Source organism: Cupriavidus sp. 01L45 (genome assembly GCF_056399885.1).
This window is the reverse complement of sequence record NZ_JBFTSG010000026.1, coordinates 24,611-46,625: the sequence shown is the minus strand read 5'-3', so window position 1 is coordinate 46,625 and position 22,015 is coordinate 24,611. Positions and strand designations below refer to the sequence as shown.

Below are 22,015 nucleotides of genomic sequence, written 5' to 3'. Positions count from 1 at the left end.
GCGAGGTATTGCTGATTGCGTTGTTGAAAAGAGGACATCGAGACCGATGAGCCAAGTAGCACTATCCCCCACGCCGGCCACGGCCGTGCAGGGTGCGCCGGAGCATCACGAGCTGCAAGGCACGCTCGACCGTGCGCTTGACGCTTTGCTGGCGACCCAGCGGCCGGACGGCCACTGGGTATTCGAGCTGGAGGCCGACGCCACGATCCCGGCGGAATACGTACTGCTGGTGCACTACCTGGGCGAGACCCCGGATGCCGTGCTGGAAGCGCGTATCGCGCGCTACCTGCGCCGCATCCAGAATGCCGACGGCGGCTGGCCGCTGTTCCATCAGGGCCGCTCGGACATCAGCGCCAGCGTGAAAGCGTATTTCGCCCTCAAGATGATTGGCGACGATACCGAATCCGAGCCTATGCGCCGCGCCCGCGCGTCCATCCACGCCCAGGGCGGCGCCGAGGCCAGCAACGTCTTCACCCGCACGCTGCTGGCGCTGTACGGCGTGATGCCGTGGCAAGCGGTGCCGATGATGCCGGTCGAGATCATGCTGCTGCCGCTCTGGTTCCCGTTCCATTTGTCCAAGGTCGCGTACTGGGCCCGCACCGTGATCGTGCCGCTGCTGGTGCTCAACAGCCTGCGCCCCCAGGCCAGGAACCCGCGTGGCGTGGGCATCGACGAATTGTTTATCCGTCCTTGCCAGGCGGCCCGCCTGGCCCCGAGGGCGCCGCATCAGAACCGGGTCTGGTTCACCGTGTTCAGCGCGCTGGATGCTGGCCTGCGCGTGGCGGAGCCGTTGTTCCCCCGCAGCCTGCGCAAGCGTGCCATTGCCCGTGCCGAGAAATTCGTGCGCGAACGCCTGAACGGCGAGGACGGCCTGGGCGCCATCTTCCCGGCCATGGCGAACGCCGTCATGATGTTCGACGTGCTGGGCGTACCGCGTACCGATCCGGACGTGGCGGTGGCGCGCGCTTCCATCGAAAAGCTGCTGGTCGTGCATGGCGACGAAGCCTATTGCCAGCCGTGCCTGTCGCCGGTCTGGGATACCTCGCTGGCCAGCCACGCCTTGCTGGAGGTCGGCGGCCCGCGCGCCGAGGCGGCGGCCGAGCGCGGCCTGCAATGGCTGCGCCCCCTGCAGGTGCTGGACGTGCGCGGYGACTGGATTGTGCGGCGTCCCGACGTGCGTCCCGGCGGCTGGGCCTTCCAGTACGCCAATCCGCACTACCCGGACGTGGACGATACCGCCGTGGTGGCCATGGCCATGGACCGCGCGGCGCGTTCCGGCGCGGCGGCGCCGGCCGTCGCCCCGGCGAGCCATCGCGCGCGCTATGACGAAGCGGTTAGCCGCGCGCGCGAGTGGGTGGCCGGCATGCAGAGCGGCAACGGCGGCTGGGGCGCTTTCGAGCCCGAGAACACGCATGAATTCCTGAACAATATTCCGTTCGCCGACCACGGCGCCTTGCTCGATCCGCCCACCGCCGACGTCTCGGCGCGCTGCCTGTCGATGCTCGCGCAACTGGGTGAAAACTCGGCGAGCAGTCCGGCGTTCAAGCGCGCGCTGCGCTACCTGCTCGACGAGCAGATGGCCGACGGCAGCTGGTACGGCCGCTGGGGCATGAACTACATCTACGGCACCTGGAGCGCGCTGTGCGCGCTGAACGCTGCCGGCCTGCCACCGGAGGCCCCGGAGATGCGCCGCGCGGCAGCGTGGCTGGTGTCGATCCAGAACGCCGACGGCGGCTGGGGCGAGGATGGCAGCAGTTACCGCCTCGACTACCAGGGCTATGAGCCCGCGCCCAGCGTCCCTTCGCAAACCGCATGGGCCTTGCTGGGCCTGATGGCGGCGGGCGAGGTCGATCATCCCGCCGTGGCGCGGGGGATCGATTACCTGGTGCGCACGCAGCAGGCCGATGGCCTGTGGAACGAGGCACGCTTCACCGCGGTGGGCTTCCCGCGCGTGTTCTACCTGCGCTACCACGGTTATGCCCGCTTCTTCCCGCTCTGGGCCGTGGCGCGCTACCGCAACCTGCGCCGCGACGGCACGCGGGCAGTGGCGTGGGGGATGTGAGCGCGCCAGCTTCGCCCGGTTTGTCCGCGCGCCTGCCGCAACGGCAGGCCGCCGGTCCCACGCTGGTGGTGACCGGCATGCGCTTCGAGGCCCGCATTGCCGCGGGCCCCGGCATTGAAACCCTGCACGGCCTACGCGCCGAAGCCTTGGCGCAAGGCTTGCGGCAACGCCTGGCGCATCCCTGCGCGGGCGTGATCAGCTTTGGCGTGGCGGGCGGGCTAGATCCCGCGCTTGCGCCTGGCAAGGTGATTGTCGCCACCGCAGTACACGACGGCGATACGTCGCGGCCGGTCGATGCAAGCTGGTCTCGCGCACTGTCCCTTGCGTTGCCGGAAGCCGTTGCCGGGACGCTGGCGGGCTCAGACCAGGCGGTGACCTCGGTGGCTGCCAAGACGGCATTGCACGCTGCCACGGGGGCGCTGGCGGTCGATATGGAGTCTCATATCGCGGCGCGGATCGCCCAGGAATTCGGGGTGCCGTTTGCCGCCTGCCGGGTCGTGATCGATCCCGCGCAACGGGATGTGCCGCCCGCCGCGGTGGCGGGGATGGGGCCCGATGGCGGCACCGATATCCTGGCGTTGCTCAAGGCGCTGCTGGCGGGGCCGGGGCAGGTGCCGGACCTGATCCGGCTGGGTCGGGATGCCAGGCTGGCGAGGTTGGCGCTGGAGGTGGCGCGGGGCCGGGTGGGGGCGGGGTTTGGTTTAGGGTGAGCCGCCGCCCGGCCTTTGACCCGGGCGGCCGGATCGAAGACCGGGCAGCAAAAGCTTAAGGCTTCGTCCCTTCCGCTTCAGGCTTTTTCTCTTCCCCGCCGGCCGGCGCGGGCGCCGCTCCTTCGGCGGGCGCATCCGTATCCTCGTAATCCGGCAGCTTCCCGCCACCACCCTGGATCAGGTACTGCCGGCGCTGCCGGTACCCATCCCGCACGAAACTGTATTTATCCAGTGCCGCCAGCGACAACAGATCGGTCGCGGCCAGTGCATTGGTACGTGCATCGAGGAAACCCACGCCCCACAGCGCCCACTGCACGTCCTTTTCGACCCACGTGGTAGGCGACAGCTGGAAGTTCACATACAGGCCCACCCCGTCGCGGATCGAACTGGGACCGAACAGCGGCAGCACCAGGTACGGGCCGGCGGGCACGCCCCACACGCCCATCGTCAGCCCGAAGTCGGTGGAGTGCTTGCTCAGGCCGGCTGGCGTAGCGATATCGATCAGGCCGCCGACCCCGAGTACCGAATTCATGGCGACGCGCATGAAGCTTTCCGCCGCGTCCACGCCCTTGCCTTGCAGCAGGTTGTTGACTGTGTTGCCGACGTCGGCCAGGTTCGAGTAGAAATTGGTGACAGCGGTGCGCACCGGCTGTGGCGTGACGGCACGGTAGCCCTTGGCCAGCGGCGTTGCTACGTACTCGTCAGCCTTGTCGTTGACCTTGAAGACTGCGCGGTTGAGCGGCTCCAGCGGGTCGTCCGGGTTGGCTTGCGGGCCGGTGGCGCATGCCGTGGCCAGTAGCGACAGGGAAAGCGCCGACAGTAGGCGCGAGAAGCGAGGGACGGGGCGGTTCATCATGTTGAGATGGCGTTTCAATGGGCCGGTCCGGTAGCGGGCGCGGACCGCTCGCGCGGACGTCCCATCAGGATCGGCTGGAAAAATACGGCGCCGACCAGCGTGCATGCCAGCGCCAGCGCCAGCAGCTTGCCCATGCTGGCCGTGCCTGGATGCTGGGACAACCACAGGCTGCCGAAGGCGGCGGCCGTGGTGGCGGCGCTGAAGAGCACGGCGTGGGTGAGCGGGGACTGCAGCAAGTGTGTCTTGCCCTCGCGCCAGGCGAGCACGTAGTAGATCTTGAAGGCCACGCCGATGCCAAACAGCAGGGGCAGGGCAATCACGTTGGCGAAATTGAGCGGGATGCCGAACACCACGCAAAGTTCCAGCGTGACCAGCGCGGACACCAGCAGCGGCACCAGCGTGCGCAGCACATCGCCCACGCGGCGCAGCGTGATCCAAAGCAGCAGCGTGATCGACAGCACGGCCCAGATGCCGGCTTGGGCAAAGGCGGTCATGATGGTGTCGGCGGAGCCCCGGATCGAGATCGGGCCACCTACCGCGGCGGGCTCGACGCGCTGCACGGCATCGATAAAGCGCGTCAGCGCGGCGTCGCGCGCATCGCTGTTGCTGCTCGACGCATCTCCCGGCTTGGCCGCCGGGGGGAGCTTCGGGCTCACGCTGACCAGGGCCTGTCCGTCGGGGGCGACCCAGTCGCGTACCAGGGCGGGCGGCAAGGTCTCCCGGCTGATCGGCTGCGGCGACAGCATCCGCTGCAGGCGGGCCAGCGCGAGGCGCAGCGGCAGGGCGATGGCCTGTTCGGCGCGCGCGCGGGTGGCGGCGTCCGCGCCGGCAAGCTTGCGCAGCCCCGTAGCCAGGTGGGCGGCTTCGGTGGCGCCCGGGCCGGGATGATCCTCCGCCGCGAGGGTGAGCTGGCGCGCCGCGTTCTTGAGCGAATTGACGAGCCGCGCATCGTCCGCAGGCGTGGCCACGGTCTGCGTCAGCACCGGCATCAGGCTCGCCGATGCTTTGGCGATCAAGGCCAGCCGCGCTGGCTGGTCGTCGGGTATGAAAGTCTGCAGCGTGACGACGCGCGACACCTCCGGCAACGCTGCCAGGCGGTTGGCGGCGGCGACGGCCACGGCAAGAGAGGGCGCCAGCACGTTGACGTTGTCGGTGCCGGCCTGGGGCGCATCCTTGAGCGAGAGCAGGGTTGCCATCGATTCCGAGTGCGGATCCTTGAGGTGCAGCGGATCGAAGTCGAACCGCAGGTGCAACAGCAGGGGCGAGCCGGCCAGGATCAGGCCGCAGGTGACCAGCAGCACTTGCTTGCGATAGCGCTCGAAGAACACATCGGCCGGTGCCAGCCACTTGAAGCCAGGCACTTCGGTCCGTCCCGCTTCGTCCTTCGGGCGGAATACCGTGATCAGCGCGGGCAGCAGCGTGATGGTGGTGGTGAACGCGATCAGCATGCCCACCCCTGCGATCTGGCCCAGCTCGGCCACGCCGCGGTAGTCGGTGGGCAGGAAGCAGAAGAAGGCAGCCGCGGTAGCGGCGGCGGCAAGCGCCAGTGGCACGCCGACCGCCTTGGCGGCACTCGCCAGGGCTACCGGGATTTCGGGATGCACATGGCGCTCGGCGCGGTAGCGCACGCCGAACTGAATGCCGAAATCCACGCCAAGCCCGACAAACAGCACGGCGAAGGCCACGGAGATCATATTGAGCGCGCCGACCATGGCCAGCCCGAGCGCGGCGGTGATGACCAGGCCCACCAGCATGCTGGCCAGTACCGCCAGGATCAGCCGCTTGGAGCGCAATGCCAGCCACAGGATCAGGATCACCACCAGCAACGTCAGCACGCCATTGAAGGCGGCCCCTTCCTTGACCGAGGCAAATTCGTCATCCGCCAGCGCTTGCGAGCCGGTCAGGCGCACCGTGGCGCCGTACCGCTGGGCCAGCCCGAGCTTGGCCGCCGTGGCGCGAATAGCGCCGGCGGCATCCGCGCCGGCTTGCAGGCCGGCGTAGTCGAGCACGGGGCTGAGCGCGACGAACGCCGTGGCGACGCCGCCGGGCGCAGGTTGCAGGCTGCTGTCGACCAATCCGGTCCAGGACAGCGCTCCGGGCTTGCCTGCCAGTACCTGGTCCACCGTGCGCGCGCTGCTGCCGAGCAGCTTGGCCATGTCGCCCAGCTTGACCTGCCCGAGTTGCAGCGGCAACGACAGCGTAGTCGATAGCGTATCGGACAGGCCGCGCAGGGTCGGGTCATGCGCAAGGGCGTTGAGCAGGGGACGTGCCTGGGTCAGTTGCGTGGTGGTATCGCGCAGCTTTTCCGTTTCGACGAAGAGCAGTCCGTTACGCTCGAAGAATTCCCCGCCGCCCGGCTGGCTGACGGCGCGAAAGCGCTCGCCCTGCTGGCGCAGCGCCTTGGCCAGCTCGTCGGCGGCGGCGTCCGCCAGTTCCGCGGCCGGCGCCTGCACCACGGCCAGGATCATCTGGTCGCGCTGGGGAAAGGCGGCGCTCACGGCGGCATCGCGGCGCGCCCAGGGCTGGTCCGACTGGAGCAGGCGGCTGATATCGGTGTTGATGGCGAAATGGCCTGCCACATAGACGCCGCTGGCGGCAGTCAGCAGCAGCGTCAGCGCGATCACGGGCCACGCGCGGCGGGTAGAAAACTGGACGATGCGGATGACCAACGACGTCAACATGGGCGATAAGGGGGACAGTAACTGTGTGGCGCGCAACGAGGCGCGAAAAAAAGCGCAGCGCAGCGCGCAAAGCGGCAGCCGCGAGTATAACGGCAGGACGCGGCATAGCGCTGCCGCTTTGGCCGCGCCGTCATGCAATGCGCGGTTGCCGCCGGCGCGGCGAGCGCCGGCTTCGGTACGCTATACTGCCCCGGCACACGCGCGCGAGCCGGGCTGCGGTCTCGCAGCCCGCGGCGCGGCATGTTTCCCTTGGCAAGTCTGCCGGGCATTTCCGGCGGCGAACCGACTGGCATATTCAGGTCCAAATTCGCATGAAGAAATACGGTATTGCTTTCCAGGCTCTGGCCCCGCTCGCCGTGGTGGCGATGGTTTCCGCCGCACAGGCGCAAACGGTCGACAGGTCTTCGCCGGACCGCATGGTGCGGGCCGCCGTCGAAGGCGTGATCGGCACCATCCAGTCCAGCCCCGACACCCGCGGCGGCGATCTGGGCAAGATTACCGCAGTAGTGCAGCGCCAGTTCCTGCCCTACACCGATTTCGAGCGTACCACCCGGCTGGCGGTCGGCAGCGCGTGGCGCAATGCTACGCCCGAGCAGCAAAAGCAACTGTACGAGCAATTCCAGACCCTGCTGGTGCGCAGCTACGCGGTTTCGCTGTCGCAACTGCGCGAGCAGAACGTCAAGTTCCGCTACAAGCCCGCGCTGGCCGCCAGCGGCGCCACCGATGTGGTGGTCGAGACGCGCGTGCTCAACAACGGCGACGAGATGCAGATCGACTACCGCCTGCAGCGCGTCGGCAACGGCTGGAAGATCTACGACATCAATATGATGGGCGCCTGGCTGATCGAGGTCTACCGCCGGCAGTTCGCCGATATCGTCGCGCGTAACGGCATCGACGGCTTGCTCAAGTACCTGGCCAACCACAACGCGCGCCAGAACGCCGACGCTTGAGCCCCCGGCGTTACCGCCGGCATGGACGATAAAAGGCTCGCCCCCGGTACACGCGGTACCCAGGGTGCGAGCCTTTATGCATTCCGGATTGCCTGCGCTTCAGCGCGTGGCGGCTTTCCGTGTGGCGGCGGTGTCGTTGGCTGCCTTGGATGACTTGGCGCGGCCGATCTCTTCAAGCTTGATCTCGACGTGCTTCGAGAACACGTAGTCGGCAGGGCGTTGCTTGGTCAGGTCGATATCCGGCGCCATCGGGCCCGAGGTGCGCACGCCGCGCAGGCTAACGCCCAGCGCCTTGAGCGGATGGGCGATGGTGTCGGCCACCGCGGTGGCTTCAAAGCCGCTGTGGACCATGCAGTCGGCGCACTTCTCGTAGTTGCCGACGCCGTAGGCGTCCCAGTCGGTGCCTTCCATCAGTTCCTTGAAGGTGCCGACATAGCCTTCGCCGACCAGGTAACACGGACGCTGCCAGCCGAACACGGTGCGCGCCGGATTGCCCCAGGGCGTGCACTTGTAGGTCTGGTTGCCGGCCAGGAAGTCCAGGAACAGCGTGGACTGGCTGAAGGCCCAGTTCTTGCCGGCACGGCCGCGCGACAGGATGTCGCGGAACAACTGGCGGGTCTTGCCGCGGTTCAGGAAGTGCTGCTGGTCCGGCGCGCGCTCGTAGGCATAGCCCGGCGATACGGTGATGCCGTCCACGCCCATGGCCTTCACGGAGTCGAAGAAGCGGGCCACTTTTTCCGGCTCGGCATCGTTGAACAGCGTGCAGTTGATGTTGACGCGGAAGCCGCGCTTCTTGGCCGCGGCGATCGCCTCGACGCAACGGTCGTACACGCCTTCCTGGCTCACCGAACGGTCATGCATCTCGCGGTCGCCATCCAGGTGCACCGACCAGACGAAGTAAGGGCTGGGCTCGTACTGGTCCAGCTTCTTTTCCATCAGCAGTGCATTGGTGCACAGGTAGACGAACTTGCGGCGCGCAATGATGCCCTTGACGATGGTGGGCATGTCCTTGTGCAGCAGCGGTTCGCCGCCGGCGATGGAGACCACCGGGGCGCCGCATTCGTCGACCGCGCCCAGGCACTGCTCGATGGACAGGCGCTGGTTCAGGATGGGGTCCGGATAGTCGATCTTGCCGCAGCCGTTACAGGCCAGGTTGCAGCGGAACAGCGGTTCCAGCATCAGTGCCAGCGGATAGCGCTTGTTGCCGGAGAGATGCTGCTTGACGACATAGGCGCCCACGCGGGCAACCTGCAAAAAGGGAATGGCCAAAATGTACTTCCTTGTTATGGGGCGGCCGGGGTCAGCCAGCGGCGGTTTGCGGGTCCGGCTGCGGCACGGCCTCGGTTGCGGCCGTGCCGGCTGCCTGCCTGCGCGGCGACGGATCGGCCAGCTCGGCGGGCAAGCGGAATTCGGCGTGCTCCTCGCGGCCATCCATGGTGGACACCTCCACCGGTCCGAGCCTGCGCAGCGCGGCGATCACGTCCTTGACCATTTCCTCGGGCGCGGACGCACCTGCCGTGATACCCACGACTTCGACGCCGCGCACCCATTCGGGGTTCAGCTCGCTGCCGTCGGCAATCAGATAGCTCGGCACGCCACTTTCCGTACCGATCTCGCGCAAGCGGTTGGAGTTGGAGCTATTGGTGGCGCCGATCACAAGGATCACCTCCACCTGCTTGGACAGCTCGCGGACTGCGCTTTGCCGGTTTTGCGTGGCGTAGCAGATATCGCGCGTATCCGGCCCCACCAGGTTGGCAAAGCGCCGGCTCAGGGCGGCAATTATATTACGTGTATCGTCCACGCTCAGCGTGGTCTGCGTGACGTAGGCCACGGGGGTATCCGCGGGCAGGTCGAGTTGCGCGACCTCCGCCTCGCTTTGCACCAGGATGACCTTGCCCGGGATCTGTCCCATGGTGCCTTCGACCTCCGGATGGCCGGCATGGCCGATCAGGATCACCGTGCGGCCGCTGGCGGCATATTGCCGGCCCTGCGTATGTACCTTGATCACGAGCGGGCAGGTCGCGTCGATCGAGTGCAACTGGCGGGTCCGCGCATCGCTCTCGACGTCCTTGGAGACGCCATGCGCGCTGAAAATCGTGACGGCGCCGGTCGGCACTTCATGCAGTTCTTCCACGAAGCGCGCACCCTTTTGCCTTAGCCCTTCCACCACGTGCTTGTTGTGCACGATTTCGTGTCGCACGAACACCGGGGCTCCATGCTTGAGTAGGGCACGATCTACAATCTCGATCGCGCGCACCACGCCGGCACAAAAACCGCGGGGTTGAGCAAGAATCACCTGCATAAAAATAGGCCCCCCGACCCAGTCAACGGGTTCAGCATTAGTTGATATTCCGGAATCACTTTCCCGTCATACGGTGGTTACTATATACCCGTGCCGCAACCTTTGTCTGGCACCTGGCAAACGCCTGCAACACTTTGAGGGTTATTCCTGTGGGGAACATGACGTCAGGAGACTATGTCCTGGTAACGGGCGCATCGGGTTTTCTCGGTTCGGCGGTAGCGCGGCAGGCGCTGGAGCGCGGGTTCCGGGTGCGCGCGATGGTACGCGCGGGCAGCCCGCGCCGCAACCTGGAGGACCTGCCGGTTGAGATCGCCGAGGGCGATATGCGCGATGCACGCGCCATGGAAAGTGCGTTGAAAGGCGTGCGCTATCTGTTTCATGTGGCGGCGGATTACCGCCTGTGGGCTCCGGATCCCGAGGAAATCGTACGCACCAATGTGGCCGGGACCGAAACCGTGATGGGCGCGGCACTCGCCTGCGGCGTGGAACGCGTGGTGTACACAAGCAGCGTGGCGACGTTGCGGGTAGCGGGCGCCACGGCGCCGGTGGCAGAAGACGCCGCCATGGGCGACCATGAGGCGATCGGTGCCTACAAGCGCAGCAAGGTGCTGGCCGAGCGCGTGGTGGAGCGCATGGTGGCCCGCGACGGCCTCGAGGCGGTGATCGTCAATCCCTCCACGCCGATCGGCCCGCGCGACGTGCGGCCGACGCCTACCGGCCGCATCATTGTCGAAGCCGCCAGCGGCAAGATCCCCGCCTTTGTCGATACTGGCCTCAATCTGGTGCATGTGGACGACGTGGCGGCCGGGCATATGCTGGCGCTGGAGCGCGGCGTGACCGGCGAGCGGTATATTCTTGGCGGGCAGGACGTCTCCCTGCAGCAGATGCTGGCCGACATTGCCGCCATGACCGGGCGGCGCCCGCCCACCATCAGCCTGCCGCGCTGGCCGCTTTACCCGCTCGCTTTCGCGGCGGAGGCGGTGGCGCGCATGACGGGCAAAGAGCCCTTCCTGACGGCCGATGGCCTGTCGATGTCGAAATACCGGATGTTCTTCAGTTCGGAAAAAGCCCGCCAGGTGCTTGGCTACCAGGCACGGCCCTACCAGCAAGGCCTGGGCGAGGCGCTCGACTGGTTCCGTACCGCCGGCTACCTGCGCTGAAACTGGCTGGCGGCGCAGGCGCGCTGCCAGCCTCCGGCCCGCTGCCGTCAGCCGCGCTGCGGCGCTTGCGCACGGCCTTTCCACTGCCCGCCCTTGCGCAGCCAGTAGCGGCGCGCGGAATCGATGGTGGCGCCAAGGTAGAACAAGGCCGTCAGCGGCAGCAGCGGCGCCAGCCACAGGGGCTGGCGGTATTCGCGCAGCATGGGCATGTAGGCCAGCGTCATGGCCAGCCAGGCCGCCCATGCCGGCCATAGCCGCAGGCCGCCGCCAAGCGCCAGCAGGGGTGGCGCCAGGTAGGTCAGCACCATGCCAGCCACGGCGCCGGCCAGCAACAGCGGCGAGTAGCGCAGCTGGGTGTAGGCGCTGCGCGCGATCATATCCCACAGGCTGCGCCAGTCATCGTAGGGGCGCGCCGAGATGCTGTCGTCGGCGAGGTCCAGGCGGATCGAGCCGCCTTGCTTGATACAGGCTGCCAGGCTGCAGTCGTCGATCAGTTCTCCGCGGATCGCGGCAAATCCGCCGATGCGGGCCAGCGCGCTGCGCCGCGCCAGCATGCAGCCGCCGGCGGCCGCGGCCACGCCGCTGCGCGGGTTGTTGACGCGCGCGAACGGGTAGAGCTTGGCAAAAAAGAACACAAAGGCCGGGACGATCATGCGCTCCCACCAGGATGCGCAGCGCAGCCGCACCATCAATGAAACCAGGTCCCGCTGCTCGCATTCCGCGCGCGCCACCTGCTGCGCCAGCACACCGTGGCCGTGATGGATGTCGGCATCCGTCAGCCACACCCAGGTGGCCGCGGGAGCCAGCCTGTCAGCGGCTTCCAGGCCTTCCGACTGCGCCCAAACCTTGCCGCTCCAGCCGGGTGGCAGCTCGCGCGCCGTGATCACCGCAAGCGATTCCGCCTTGCCCAGCGCAGCCGCGGCGCTGCGTGCAATGTCGGCGGTACCGTCGGTGCTATGGTCGTCCACCACCATCAGCCGCAGGGGCGCGGGATAGGACTGACCCAGCACGCTGGTCACCGCGCCGCCGATGACGGCCGCCTCGTTGCGTGCCGGGATGATGGCGACCACTTCCGGCCATTGCGCCGGGGCGGGCGCGGGGCCGGGCTTGCGCACCCGCCAGAAGCCGGCGCGGCCAGCCAGCAGCACGCACCAGATGGCGAGGGGGATCAGGGACAACAGGAACATCTCAAAAGGCTCCAGAACAGCTTCAGGTGGGTCAAGGTGCGCTCAGCGCAGAAAGCGGCGGGCAAGCCGGGCCAGCTTGGGAACGGTCTCCGGCCGCAACAGGCGCGGATCGTAACCCGCCATGCGGCGTTCGTTCTCGGCCAGGCAAAGATCGATCATCTCGCGCGCGGACAAGGTCTCGGCGATCGCTGCCGTACTGTTCATCGGGAAATTGGCGTCCTTGGCCATGCCATCGGCATCGATGCCGCGCGCAATGCCAACGCGCTCCCAGATCAGGAAAGCCCACACCCGCATCACCTTGAGCGCGTACAGGGGGCGCCGCCACCAGGGCAGGCTGCGGCGGTACCAGGCGGCCCAGTTGACGAAAAACAGGATGTGCCGGCCTTCCTCCTGGATGACGGGTTCGAAGGTTTCGACCAGTTCGGCGGGAAAGAAGCCCGAGCGCCTGGCCGCGGCGAACAGTCCGAACGCGGCAAAGCTGTCGATACACTCGCTGTAGCCGGTCACCAGCCAGCCCCATTCGGCGTCGGCGGGGGGCAGGTACTCGGGTTCAGGCGCCAGCGCGATGCCATATGCCTCGACCAGTTTCGATAGCACCACCTTGTGCCGCGCCTCCTCTGCGCCGTCCATCTCAAGCGCGCTGCGCAGCAGCGGCTCGGCCACGGTATTGGCGAAGGACTGCACACGGATGGACGCGCGTCCCTCGGTCTGCACCGCGATATCCCAGATCGGCAGGGACGTCACCCGGTGCAAGGCGTCGGGGTCGAGGCTCGGCCAGTCGATGACGGCCGGTTTATAGGGGTTGTGGGTTTGCAGCAGCATGTTGCAGAACATGCGCAAGTGCCGGGGCGAGCCAATGCGGACCGGCCCGGGTTCGGGATCGGTCCAGTTGCGCATGGCATGGTCGGCCTGGTCGATCGCGGCCTTCGCGATGGTCGCTGCGACGGCGGTTGCGCGCGCTTCGGCGCTCGGCTTTTCGGATCTGCTGGGCGCCGCAAGTGCGTCTGACATCCCGCTCCCCCCTGGCTGTGGATGGTTTGGGGGTCATTCTAGCTTGGCCGACGCGCCCGCGCGTGCCGGACAAGCATCACGGCGCGGCGGGCGGGGACAGGGCTGGCCCTAGCCCTGGTACTGCACCGGCGAACGGGACTGCATGCCCAGCCGGTAATACAGCAAGGTCAGCAGGATCAGCCAGGCCGGGCCCACGTACAGCGCGATGCGCGTATCCGGGAAGTACGCCATCAGCGCGACCACCAGCCCCAGGAAGGCCAGCGCCACCCAGGAGCCATAGGGCCAGAACGGCATGCGGAAGGCGAGCTTGCTGCGTTCCGCCGAGGACAGGCCGCGGCGGAAGTTCATCTGCGTGACCAGGATCACGGCCCAGGTCCAGATGGCGCCGAAGGTGGAGATCGAGGTGACCCAGACGAACACCTTCTCGGGGACCAGGTAGTTCAGCAGCACGCCGCACAACAATGCGGCAATCGAAACGAGCAGGGCGCGGCGCGGCACGCCGTTGCGGTCCGTCACGGCAAAGGCGCGCGGCGCCTGGCCTTGCTGTGCCAGGTTGTAGAGCATGCGGCCCGTGCTGAAGATGCCGCCGTTGCAGGAGGACAGCGCGGCGGTCAGCACCACGAAGTTGATGATGCCGGCGGCGGTCTTGATGCCGAGGCGTTCGAACGTCATCACGAAGGGGCTGCCCTGCGTGCCGATTTCGTTCCAGGGGTAGATGGCGAGGATCACGAACAGCGCGCCCACGTAGAAGATCAGGATGCGCCAAAACACCGAGTTGATGGCGCCTGGGATCGATTTCCGCGGGTTTTTCGCCTCACCGGCGGTCAGGCCGATCATCTCCACGCCGAGGTAGGCGAACATCACCATCTGCAGCGACATCAGCACGCCGGAAGCGCCGTTCGGCATGAAGCCGCCATGGGTCCACAGGTTGGAAATGCCGATCGCCACGCCGCCATTGCCAAAGCCAGCCACGATCATGCCGGTGCCGCCGATCAGCATCAGCACGATGGTGACGATCTTGATCATGGCGAACCAGAACTCGAATTCGCCGTAGGCCTTGACCGCCAGCAGGTTGACCGAGCCCATCGCGGCCAGCGCCGCCAGCGCCCAGATCCAGCGGGGCACGTCGGGGAACCAGATGCCCATGTAGATGGCGACAGCGGTGATTTCGGCGATGCAGGTCACCAGCCACAGGAACCAGTAGTTCCAGCCCGTCAGGTAGCCGGCCAGCGGCCCCATATAGTCCTGCGCGTAGCGGCAGAAGGAACCTGCCACCGGGTTGTGCACGGCCATTTCGCCGAGCGCGCGCATGATCAGGAAGATCATGGCGCCGCCGATGATATAGGCCAGCATGATGGCCGGCCCGGCCATCTTGATGGCGCTCGCCGAGCCCAGGAACAGGCCCACGCCAATGGCCGAGCCCAGCGCCATCAGCCGGATCTGGCGTTCGCCAAGGCCGCGGTGCAGCGCTTCTCCGTTTTCACTCATCTCTTGTCTCCGATCGGTAATTGTCCGGAATCGCCCCTTTTGGGAGCGGTCCGGTTGCGCCTCCTGGCTTCCGTGGACAAGTCGCGCAGATGGTGCGGACAAGGCCGGCGCCGCATCTTCATAGGGGATGCCTGGTGGGCATGTCCTACTGAAAACTGGCCTTCCGGCGCAATTGTTTGCCTTTTAAGACAAGCATTGGCTGGAAAGCAAGCAGTCCGATGCGGTGCTATTGGACGGAAGTGGCGAGCAGATTAAAGACAATCGACCAGCATTTGTTTTTGAAATTTATATGAATAGCAGGAAAAAATGCTGAAATGGCTCCGGCGGGGTGGAAGTGCGGCGCGGCCGGGACACATCGTGTGGGGTCGCGCGGCGGCGGAGCGGCTAGCGGCGGCGCGATGCGCGGGCGGCGATACGCTCGGGCCCGAGGCCGGCGCGCCATGCGCCCGGCGGCATGCCAAAGCGCTGGGTGAAGCTGCGGGTAAAGGTGGTCTGGTCGGGAAAGCCGAGCGTCAGCGAAATATCCGCCAGCGCCTGGCTCCGGTCGGCCAGCAGGCGCGTGGCCTGGTCCAGCCGCATGCGTGTCTGGTAACGATGCGGCGTATCGCCAAAGGCGTCGCGGAACAGGGTGTGGAAACGCCTTACGCTCCAGCCGAAATGTGCCGCAAGCTGGCTGGCGCGCACAGGTGCCTCCAGATGCTGGCGCAGGTAGGCGTCGATTTCCGCCAGGGGGAAATGCGCCGGCCGGACACGGCCATCCACGCCGAGCGCTTGCGCGAGGTCGGAGGCAAGCGTGGCCGCCAACTGCCAGTGATGCTGGCGCGAGCCGGCCTGGCTCGTGCCTTGCTGCAGCATGGCCACGCGCCGCACGCCGGCGCTCCAGGCGTCGGTGACGGCAAACGCCCTCACACGGTCCGTCAGTGCCGCCGGCAACGCGAGCGAACCGGGCGGAACGTCCAGCACCAGTTGCCGGTTGTTCCCCAGCCCGAGGAAATCGTGGCACTCGCCGGCAGGTACGATCAGCCCGCTACGGGGATCGAGCCGGTGCAGGTGTCCGCCGATTTCCAACTCGCAGGCACCGTCCAGGCCGAACAGTACCTGGTAATAGTCATGGCGATGCCGCTCTGGCTCCGGCTGGTAGACGCGAGTCTCCACCAGCGGAGCCGGCAGGCTCGCCGGTATCGCCGGCAAGGCGCGCTTATCGGGCGGCGACATGGCCGGTTTTCCCAATGGCGTCGCCGCGCTTGCCGCCCTGGCCGGTCTGGCACAGCCAGACCCCAAGTCCGGCAACGATCAGGCCGAGCAATTGCAGGGGCCCGAGCCGGTCGCCAAACAGCCCCCAGGCCTGCAACGCGGCCAGCGGCGGAGCGAGGAACATCAGCGAGGCCGCCTTGGCGGCCTGGCCGCGCCTGACGATGCGCAGCAACAGGTAGGTGCCCAGGCCCGACAGCACCAGGGTGGCCCACGCCAGCGCGGACCACAGCGCCAGGCCCGGCTGCCAGTGCGTCTCGCCCAGCATCCAGGCCAGCGCGCCGGCCACCAGTGCGCCGCCCACGTTCTGCCACGCCGAGCTGGCACGCAGGTCGGCGGCGGCAATCGAGGTTTTTTGCAGGATCGTGCCCATGGTGATGGAGAGGATGGAAAGCCCCGCCACCAGCACCACCCACGGCGATACCGGGCTGGGCGCGCTGGCCAGGGTGGCCGGGGCCACTACCAATACTACGCCCAGCGAGCCCAGCGCAAGTCCGCCCCAGCCCCGGCGGGACGGGAATTCTCCCAGCAGCGGGATCGCCAGCAGCGCCGTCAGCAGCGGCTGCAAGGCGCCGAGCAAGGCCATGGCCGATGGCGCCAGGCCATGTGCAATGGCCCAGTAACCGCCACCCAGGTAGCTGCCGTGCAACAGGCCGCCGGCCAGCAAGTGTTTCGGCACATCGCGCAGTGCCGGCCAGCGCGCGCCGCCGGCCAGGGCTACGCCGGTGAACAGCAGGGCCGCCAGCGAGAAGCGGGCCAGCAGGAAGAGGCTGGGCTGCGCCACCGGCACGATCGCACGGCCCACGATGAAGCCGGTCGACCAGATCAGCACGAAGGCGAGGCTGGACAGCCAGATGGCGCTGGGTGGAACGGTGTGACGGGGTGACGGCATGGCGTATTGGGGTTTTGGGCGCGCGCGGCGCGGGCAGGGCGGACAACAATGAGCTGCAGGTTAGTAGCCGGATACCGTGCTGTCTTGGCGAATCCGGCAACGCGCGCCGCTGTGCGGCCGACCGGCCTCGGCTTCGGTTTATAGTTGGCCTTCGCCCCGGCCGGCCACATCATGGCCGTTGCAACGCCTTGCGCTGCGCCTGACGCTGTTTCCCGCGCAAGGCAGCCCAGGATTCGTCAATCTACAGCCCCCTTTCTCCATGTCCGAACTCTTGCTGGAACGCGTACTCCTTACGAACGATGACGGCATCGACGCCCCCGGCCTGGCCGTGCTCGAGGCCGTGGCCGCCAAGCTGGCGCGCGAGGTCTGGGTGGTCGCGCCCGAGCACGACCAGAGCGGGACCTCGCACTCGCTGAGCCTGCACTCGCCGTTGCGCATCAGCCAGCAGGGCGAACGCCGCTTTGGCGTGTCCGGCACGCCGGGCGACTGTGTCGTCATGGCCGCGCGGCACCTGATGGCCGATGCCCCGCCGAGCCTGGTCCTGTCGGGCATCAACCGCGGCGCCAACCTTGGGCTCGAAACCGTGTTCTCAGGCACCGTAGGCGCCGCCATGACCGGCGTATTGCTGGGCATCCCGGCGATCGCGCTGAGCCAGGCCTTTACCGATCGCAATGCGGTGCGCTGGGAAACTGCGGGCGAGCTGGCCCCTGAGGTGATCCGCCGCCTGCTTGCGGCAGGCTGGAACCAGCAGGCCTGCCTGAACGTCAACTTCCCCGATGTGGTACCCGAGTCGGCCGGCCCGCTGACGGTGACGCGCCAGGGCGTCGGCCTGGTCAAGGATCTCGCCGTCAGGGCGCATGTCGACCCGCGCGGGATCCCGTATCACTGGCTGCAGTTCTCTCGCGGCCCGCGCCCCGACGCCGAGGACAGCGAGGCCGTCGTGATCGGCCGCGGCGGCATCTCCGTCACGCCGCTGCGCTTCGAGCGCACCGACGAGGAGGCGGCGGCGGAACTGGCGGGGCGCCTGTGATGGCGCCGGGCCTTGATCGCTGGACCCAGGCGCAGGCCGCGACGTTCGGATAGCGCCCGGCGATGGGGGGCGGCCTTCAGCGCGGGGCCCGCTGCAGGCGCCGCCGAACGCGAGTCGCCGGCGCGCGCGTCAGGGCTCGTCCACGACAGGGTTGGAAAGCACGCCGATGCCATCGATCTCAATCTCGATCTTGTCGCCGGGCTTCATGAACACCGGCGGCGTGCGCGGATAGCCCACGCCGGCGGGCGTGCCCATGGCGATCACGTCGCCCGGCTCCAGGGTCAGGCATTCCGTCAGCAGGGCAATGGTTTCCGCCGCGTCCCAGATCATGTGCCTGGTGTTGGAATCCTGCATGACCTGCCCGTTCAGGCGGGACTGAATGCGCAGGCCGGCGGCGCCCGCCGGCAATGCGTCCGGTGTCACGATCCACGGCCCGAACGCCCCGGTGGCATCGAAATTCTTGCCGATCGTCCACTGCGCCGTCTTGCGCTGGTAATCGCGCAGCGACGCATCGTTGAAGCAGGCGTATCCGGCCACGCAGTTCAGCGCATCGGTGCGGCTGGCATGCCGCACCCGCTTGCCGATGACGACCGCGAGTTCCGCTTCATAGTCGAGTTTGTCGGAGCAGCGCGGGCGCTGGATCGGGGCTTCCGTCGCCAGCAGGGACGTGGCGCCGCGGAAGAAAAAGGCCGGGTATTCCGGTTTCGCATTCCCGCCTTCCGCGGCGTGATCGTAGTAATTCAGGCCAAGGCAGATGATCTTGCCCGGCCTTGCCAGCGGGGTCAGCAGCCGCACCGCGGCAAGCGGCAGGCGCCTTGCCCCCGCCAGGGATTCGGACAGGCGGCCTCGCGCCGCATCGGGCAGCGCGAACCACTCGCTCCAGTCCGCGACACCCGCCACGGTCTCGACGATCTCCGCACCGTCCACCACCCCGAGGCAGATCTTCCCCTCGAATTCATATCTTGCCAGCCGCATCGCACACTCCATCCAGGTTTCGAACATCGCAAAATATCGATATTTATTAATATGCTATTAAATATCGATATTTTTTGAGATTAGGGTTTACATCAGGGCCGCACGTATCAACGCGTGACGAAAATCGATAAAATCTCCCGATGCGCACCATGTCACCGTCACTTCCCGAAACCGCAGCCACCGGAGCCAGGACGCCGGCCGTCACGGTTGCCAGCTCCGTCTATGAACGATTGCGGGATGACCTCCTCACGGGTGGCATCGAGCCGGGTGTCAAGCTGCGTATCGAAACCATCTGCGAGCGCTACGCCGCCGGCAACACGCCAGTGCGCGAAGCGCTGAGCCGGCTGGCCGCGGAAGGGCTGGTAGTGCGCCACGACCAGCGCGGCTTCACGGCCGCTCCGGTGGACCTCGACGAGCTCGAAGCGCTCACGCGCACCCGCGCCGACATCGACCAGATGGCGCTGAAAGACGCGATGGCGCATCCGTCGACGCAATGGGAAGAGCAGATCGTGCTGGCCTTGCACCGGCTCTCGCGAACCCCGCGCTCGGCACAGGACGATACCTACGTACCCAACCGGGAGTGGGAGCGGCTGCACCGCGAGTTCCATCGCAGCCTGATCGCGAATTGCCGCTCCCGCTGGCTCCGGCAATTCAGCGAGGAGCTTGCCGACCAGGCCTATCGATACAGGCAATGCTCGATCCGCAATGCCTATGGCGTGCGGGATGTGCATGCGGAGCATGCGGCTGTGGCTGAAGCGGTATTGGCCGGGGATGTTGAGCGGGCAGTGTCATTGCTGACGCGGCACTACTGGCAGACGGCGGAATTTATTCAGGCGGCTGTCGGGCGGGATGACTAGACGGTGCTTTGGCGGTGGCGGAGCCTGTGCCTGCCAGTATCGAGACCCTCGAGGGACCGAGGGTCGCTGAGGGGGATATCTACCAGCATTTGCGCAGACAGGAGCGAGGGCGCCTCGAGCAGGAGTTCTTGCCGGGCGAACCCGTCGCCGCGGCGCTGTGTGCGTGGCGCGGCGGAGCGCCGGGTTGACGTCTGCGCGGCCAGTTCAAGCCGCTCCCGAAAATGGTCCTTCGGCAAACGGCCGTCTTGCGGCACTGCGTTGCTCGTTTGATAATTTCGCCTGCCCAGGCAATTTCATCAAACCGGTTTTGAATGTACTCCCTAGACGACCTGCGACTTTTTGTCCGCACCGCCGAACTTGAAAACCTCTCCGCCGCCGCCCGCGAGCTGGGCCGTACCGCGGCCACGGCCAGTGCGGCGTTGATCCGGCTTGAGCAGCGCCTGAGCGCGCGCTTGTTCGCCCGCACCACCCGCCGCATGCGCCTGACCGAGGAGGGGCGCGTGTTCCTGGAGGCCGCACGCAAGGCACTGGCGGCGTTGGAGGAGGGCGAGGGCGCGCTGGCGGAACAGCGAGAGGAACTCGCAGGGCCGCTGCGATTGTCGGCGCCGGCGGACCTCGGGCGCACCTTGCTGCGAGGCTGGCTGGACGATTTCCTGCTGGCGCATCCGCAGCTTTCGCTTGAGTTGTCCATCGGCGATACGCTCGCCGATCTTTATCGCAGCAACGTCGACCTGGCCGTGCGGGTGGGCTGGCTGGAGGATTCGGGGCTGGTGCGCCGGCAGCTTGCCTTGACGCGGCGCGTTGCGGTGGCCGCGCCGGGGTATCTCAAGCGCTGCGGTACACCGGCTTCGCCCGACGCGCTGGCGCAGCACCAGATGCTGTGCCTGGCACCGGGTGGCCAGGCGCGCATGCGCTGGCCGTTCCGTTCGCGCCAGACGAGGGTGGAGGTGGAAGCCAACGGGCGGCGCACCAGCGATGATGGCGCCGTGGTGCGCGACTGGGCCCTGGCGGGCCACGGCATCGCGTTCAAAAGCTGGTTCGATGTGGCGGCCGACGTCAGTGCCGGCCGCCTGGTGCTCCTGTTTCCCGACTGGTACCAGGACAGCGTGCCGCTGCAACTGGTGTTCCTGCAAAGCCGGTTTCCGTCTTACCGGCAGCGCCGCCTGATCGAGTTCCTGCAGGCCCGCTTCGCGGCGTTCGACGCCGATTACCCGTTCCCTGCCTAGCCCGCGGCGACACGCTTCGCGCGCAACGGGCGCGCAACCATTTACATCATGGCGTGCCATACCCGGCCGGTGCCTGCTTGCGCCTGTCTGCGCCCGCTCTCGCTCTCACCTGAATGACATCAATACAAGACATTCAGCCATTAGACATATGGCTTTCATATAAGACATGGACAATGCGTCTCACCGCTACGGGTGCGGTTCATGGCGTTTCCCGCATGGTTGCCCGCGGGCGGTGGCAGACCGCCTCATCCATCCATAAGACAGAGAAAATCCAGTGAAGAAAGCTCTCCTTGCAATGACTGCCGCAGCAGCAGCTGCAGCTTCCGGCGCAGCGTTCGCCCAAACCGCGTCCGGCGTCACGCTGTACGGCATCGCCGACGTCGGCATTGAAGTCATCAACCACATGCCTGCCGCCGGCTCCGCGGGCGGCACGGTCACGCGCATGAACTCCGGCAACTTGTCCGGCTCGCGCTGGGGCCTGCGCGGCACCGAAGACCTGGGCGGCGGCCTGAAGGGTATCTTCGTGCTGGAAAGCGGCTTCGATATCGACTCCGGCACGTCCGGCCAGGGCAACCGCCTGTTTGGCCGCCAGTCTTATGTCGGCCTGCAGGGCAATTTCGGCGCCGTCACGCTGGGCCGCCAGCAGAACTCGCTGTATGACCTGTTCGGTGCCTATGATCCGATGGCCGTCGGCCCGCGTTACTCGCTCAACAGCGTCGATTCGCAGTTCAACGGCCGTGCGGACAACGCCATCAAGTACACCGGCAAGTTCGGCGGCCTGACCGCTACCGGCTTCTACAGCACCGGGCGCGATGCCACCGTGGCCAATGGCAGCGAAGTGCCGGGCGAAAGCAAGGTCGGCCGCAACTACGGCGCGGGCCTGGCCTACGCAGCGGGTGGCTTCTCGGTCGGCGCCGCCTATGACCAGTTCCAGGGTTCTTCCGTCGCATTGAAGGATCGCAGCGCCAAGCGCGCCGCCATTGGCGCGGCTTATGCCTTTGGCGATGCCAAGGTGTTTGCTGGCTATCGCTGGCTGCGTGACGATGGCACGGCAAGCGCCACGGCCGCCGTCACCCGCAGCAATGTGTACTGGACCGGCGCGCAGTACAAGTTCACCCCCGCCTTGCAGCTGACGGGCGCGGCCTACTACACCGACATGAAGGACAGCGACGCGGATCCGTGGATGTTCGTGCTGTCGGCCGACTACTCGCTGTCAAAGCGCACCGACGCCTACCTGAACGTGGGTTATGTGAAGAACAAGTCCGGCTCCACGCTGGGCCTGAACGGCAGCGGCACGGCATTGCCGGGCGCGAACCAGACCGGCGCCACCGTCGGCATGCGTCACCGCTTCTGAGCGGAGCGCATGCGCGGTTGCCG

General features: G+C 67.1%; 18 protein-coding genes. 8 read left to right on the top strand and 10 right to left on the bottom strand.

Annotation, left to right across the window (positions count from 1 at the left end; all coding sequences use genetic code 11):
• Positions 1-46 precede the first annotated feature (46 nt).
• Together shc and AC1DT6_RS18870 are read left to right on the top strand one after the other, a co-directional pair.
• Positions 47-2,062: a squalene--hopene cyclase gene (gene shc / locus AC1DT6_RS18875; RefSeq protein WP_441632391.1), complete on the top strand. Its 2,016-nt coding sequence runs from the start codon at positions 47-49 to the stop codon at positions 2,060-2,062.
• Positions 2,063-2,094: 32 nt separating this feature from the next.
• On the top strand, positions 2,095-2,772 hold the full coding sequence (locus tag AC1DT6_RS18870) for a phosphorylase (RefSeq protein WP_441632424.1): 678 nt from the start codon (positions 2,095-2,097) through the stop codon (positions 2,770-2,772).
• A gap of 55 nt (positions 2,773-2,827) precedes the next feature.
• Here the strand turns inward: AC1DT6_RS18870 and AC1DT6_RS18865 are convergent, their stop codons facing one another.
• On the bottom strand, positions 2,828-3,625 hold the full coding sequence (locus tag AC1DT6_RS18865) for an MlaA family lipoprotein (RefSeq protein WP_477102210.1): 798 nt from the start codon (positions 3,623-3,625) through the stop codon (positions 2,828-2,830).
• Positions 3,626-3,642: 17 nt separating this feature from the next.
• Entirely contained in the window at positions 3,643-6,309 is a 2,667-nt protein-coding gene (hpnN, locus tag AC1DT6_RS18860) for a hopanoid transporter HpnN (protein WP_441632389.1), read from the bottom strand.
• Between the two features lie 311 nt (positions 6,310-6,620).
• Between hpnN and AC1DT6_RS18855 the strand changes: the two genes are divergently transcribed.
• On the top strand, positions 6,621-7,259 hold the full coding sequence (locus AC1DT6_RS18855; RefSeq protein WP_441632387.1) for an MlaC/ttg2D family ABC transporter substrate-binding protein: 639 nt from the start codon (positions 6,621-6,623) through the stop codon (positions 7,257-7,259).
• Positions 7,260-7,358: 99 nt separating this feature from the next.
• Here AC1DT6_RS18855 and hpnH read toward each other — a convergent pair whose 3' ends face one another.
• Entirely contained in the window at positions 7,359-8,528 is a 1,170-nt protein-coding gene (gene hpnH / locus AC1DT6_RS18850) for an adenosyl-hopene transferase HpnH (RefSeq protein WP_441632385.1), read from the bottom strand.
• Positions 8,529-8,559: 31 nt separating this feature from the next.
• Positions 8,560-9,561: a 4-hydroxy-3-methylbut-2-enyl diphosphate reductase gene (gene ispH, locus AC1DT6_RS18845; protein ID WP_441632383.1), complete on the bottom strand. Its 1,002-nt coding sequence runs from the start codon at positions 9,559-9,561 to the stop codon at positions 8,560-8,562.
• A 158-nt stretch (positions 9,562-9,719) separates the two neighbouring features.
• Between ispH and hpnA the strand changes: the two genes are divergently transcribed.
• Positions 9,720-10,721, top strand: a complete 1,002-nt coding sequence (hpnA, locus tag AC1DT6_RS18840; RefSeq protein ID WP_276285979.1) for a hopanoid-associated sugar epimerase — start codon at positions 9,720-9,722, stop codon at positions 10,719-10,721.
• A 47-nt stretch (positions 10,722-10,768) separates the two neighbouring features.
• Here the strand turns inward: hpnA and AC1DT6_RS18835 are convergent, their stop codons facing one another.
• The 5 genes from AC1DT6_RS18835 to AC1DT6_RS18815 all read right to left on the bottom strand — a co-directional run bounded on the left by AC1DT6_RS18835 (position 10,769) and on the right by AC1DT6_RS18815 (position 16,550).
• A complete protein-coding gene (locus AC1DT6_RS18835; RefSeq protein WP_441632381.1) occupies positions 10,769-11,908 on the bottom strand; it encodes a glycosyltransferase in 1,140 nt (379 codons plus the stop codon).
• Between the two features lie 42 nt (positions 11,909-11,950).
• Positions 11,951-12,919, bottom strand: coding sequence for a ferritin-like domain-containing protein (locus AC1DT6_RS18830; protein ID WP_441632380.1), 969 nt, complete (start codon positions 12,917-12,919; stop codon positions 11,951-11,953).
• Positions 12,920-13,027: 108 nt separating this feature from the next.
• On the bottom strand, positions 13,028-14,407 hold the full coding sequence (locus tag AC1DT6_RS18825; protein ID WP_441632378.1) for an amino acid permease: 1,380 nt from the start codon (positions 14,405-14,407) through the stop codon (positions 13,028-13,030).
• 384 nt (positions 14,408-14,791) lie between these two features.
• Complete coding sequence (locus tag AC1DT6_RS18820; RefSeq protein ID WP_441632376.1) at positions 14,792-15,622, bottom strand: helix-turn-helix transcriptional regulator; 831 nt, start codon at positions 15,620-15,622, stop codon at positions 14,792-14,794.
• Positions 15,606-16,550 (bottom strand): DMT family transporter, encoded by a 945-nt coding sequence (locus AC1DT6_RS18815; RefSeq protein WP_441632374.1) that lies wholly within the window; start codon positions 16,548-16,550, stop codon positions 15,606-15,608. Before AC1DT6_RS18815 ends, AC1DT6_RS18820 begins: the two co-directional genes overlap by 17 nt.
• Positions 16,551-16,809: 259 nt before the next feature.
• Between AC1DT6_RS18815 and surE the strand changes: the two genes are divergently transcribed.
• Positions 16,810-17,580: a 5'/3'-nucleotidase SurE gene (gene surE, locus AC1DT6_RS18810; RefSeq protein ID WP_441632372.1), complete on the top strand. Its 771-nt coding sequence runs from the start codon at positions 16,810-16,812 to the stop codon at positions 17,578-17,580.
• Between the two features lie 129 nt (positions 17,581-17,709).
• On the opposite strand, the gene AC1DT6_RS18805 is transcribed toward surE, so the two are convergent.
• Complete coding sequence (locus AC1DT6_RS18805; protein ID WP_441632370.1) at positions 17,710-18,555, bottom strand: fumarylacetoacetate hydrolase family protein; 846 nt, start codon at positions 18,553-18,555, stop codon at positions 17,710-17,712.
• A gap of 149 nt (positions 18,556-18,704) precedes the next feature.
• On the opposite strand from AC1DT6_RS18805, the gene AC1DT6_RS18800 reads away from it, so the two are divergent.
• The 3 genes from AC1DT6_RS18800 (at position 18,705) to AC1DT6_RS18790 (ending at position 21,992) form a co-directional block, all read left to right on the top strand.
• On the top strand, positions 18,705-19,412 hold the full coding sequence (locus AC1DT6_RS18800; protein ID WP_441632368.1) for a GntR family transcriptional regulator: 708 nt from the start codon (positions 18,705-18,707) through the stop codon (positions 19,410-19,412).
• Between the two features lie 311 nt (positions 19,413-19,723).
• The gene (locus AC1DT6_RS18795; RefSeq protein WP_441632366.1) at positions 19,724-20,638 is read left to right on the top strand and encodes a LysR family transcriptional regulator; all 915 of its coding nucleotides are present in this window, start codon (positions 19,724-19,726) and stop codon (positions 20,636-20,638) included.
• Between the two features lie 274 nt (positions 20,639-20,912).
• A complete protein-coding gene (locus AC1DT6_RS18790; RefSeq protein ID WP_441632364.1) occupies positions 20,913-21,992 on the top strand; it encodes a porin in 1,080 nt (359 codons plus the stop codon).
• Positions 21,993-22,015 lie beyond the last annotated feature (23 nt).

Bases quoted from the DNA above. Each gene is read 5' to 3' on its own strand.
- AC1DT6_RS18865 (WP_477102210.1), bottom strand. From the start codon at position 3,625: ATGAACCGCCCCGTCCCTCGCTTCTCGCGCCTACTGTCGGCGCTTTCC.
- hpnN (WP_441632389.1), bottom strand. From the start codon at position 6,309: ATGTTGACGTCGTTGGTCATCCGCATCGTCCAGTTTTCTACCCGCCGC.
- AC1DT6_RS18855 (WP_441632387.1), top strand. From the start codon at position 6,621: ATGAAGAAATACGGTATTGCTTTCCAGGCTCTGGCCCCGCTCGCCGTG.
- ispH (WP_441632383.1), bottom strand. From the start codon at position 9,561: ATGCAGGTGATTCTTGCTCAACCCCGCGGTTTTTGTGCCGGCGTGGTG.
- hpnA (WP_276285979.1), top strand. From the start codon at position 9,720: ATGACGTCAGGAGACTATGTCCTGGTAACGGGCGCATCGGGTTTTCTC.
- AC1DT6_RS18835 (WP_441632381.1), bottom strand. From the start codon at position 11,908: ATGTTCCTGTTGTCCCTGATCCCCCTCGCCATCTGGTGCGTGCTGCTG.
- AC1DT6_RS18830 (WP_441632380.1), bottom strand. From the start codon at position 12,919: ATGTCAGACGCACTTGCGGCGCCCAGCAGATCCGAAAAGCCGAGCGCC.
- AC1DT6_RS18825 (WP_441632378.1), bottom strand. From the start codon at position 14,407: ATGAGTGAAAACGGAGAAGCGCTGCACCGCGGCCTTGGCGAACGCCAG.
- AC1DT6_RS18820 (WP_441632376.1), bottom strand. From the start codon at position 15,622: ATGTCGCCGCCCGATAAGCGCGCCTTGCCGGCGATACCGGCGAGCCTG.
- AC1DT6_RS18815 (WP_441632374.1), bottom strand. From the start codon at position 16,550: ATGCCGTCACCCCGTCACACCGTTCCACCCAGCGCCATCTGGCTGTCC.
- surE (WP_441632372.1), top strand. From the start codon at position 16,810: ATGTCCGAACTCTTGCTGGAACGCGTACTCCTTACGAACGATGACGGC.
- AC1DT6_RS18805 (WP_441632370.1), bottom strand. From the start codon at position 18,555: ATGCGGCTGGCAAGATATGAATTCGAGGGGAAGATCTGCCTCGGGGTG.
- AC1DT6_RS18800 (WP_441632368.1), top strand. From the start codon at position 18,705: ATGTCACCGTCACTTCCCGAAACCGCAGCCACCGGAGCCAGGACGCCG.
- AC1DT6_RS18795 (WP_441632366.1), top strand. From the start codon at position 19,724: ATGTACTCCCTAGACGACCTGCGACTTTTTGTCCGCACCGCCGAACTT.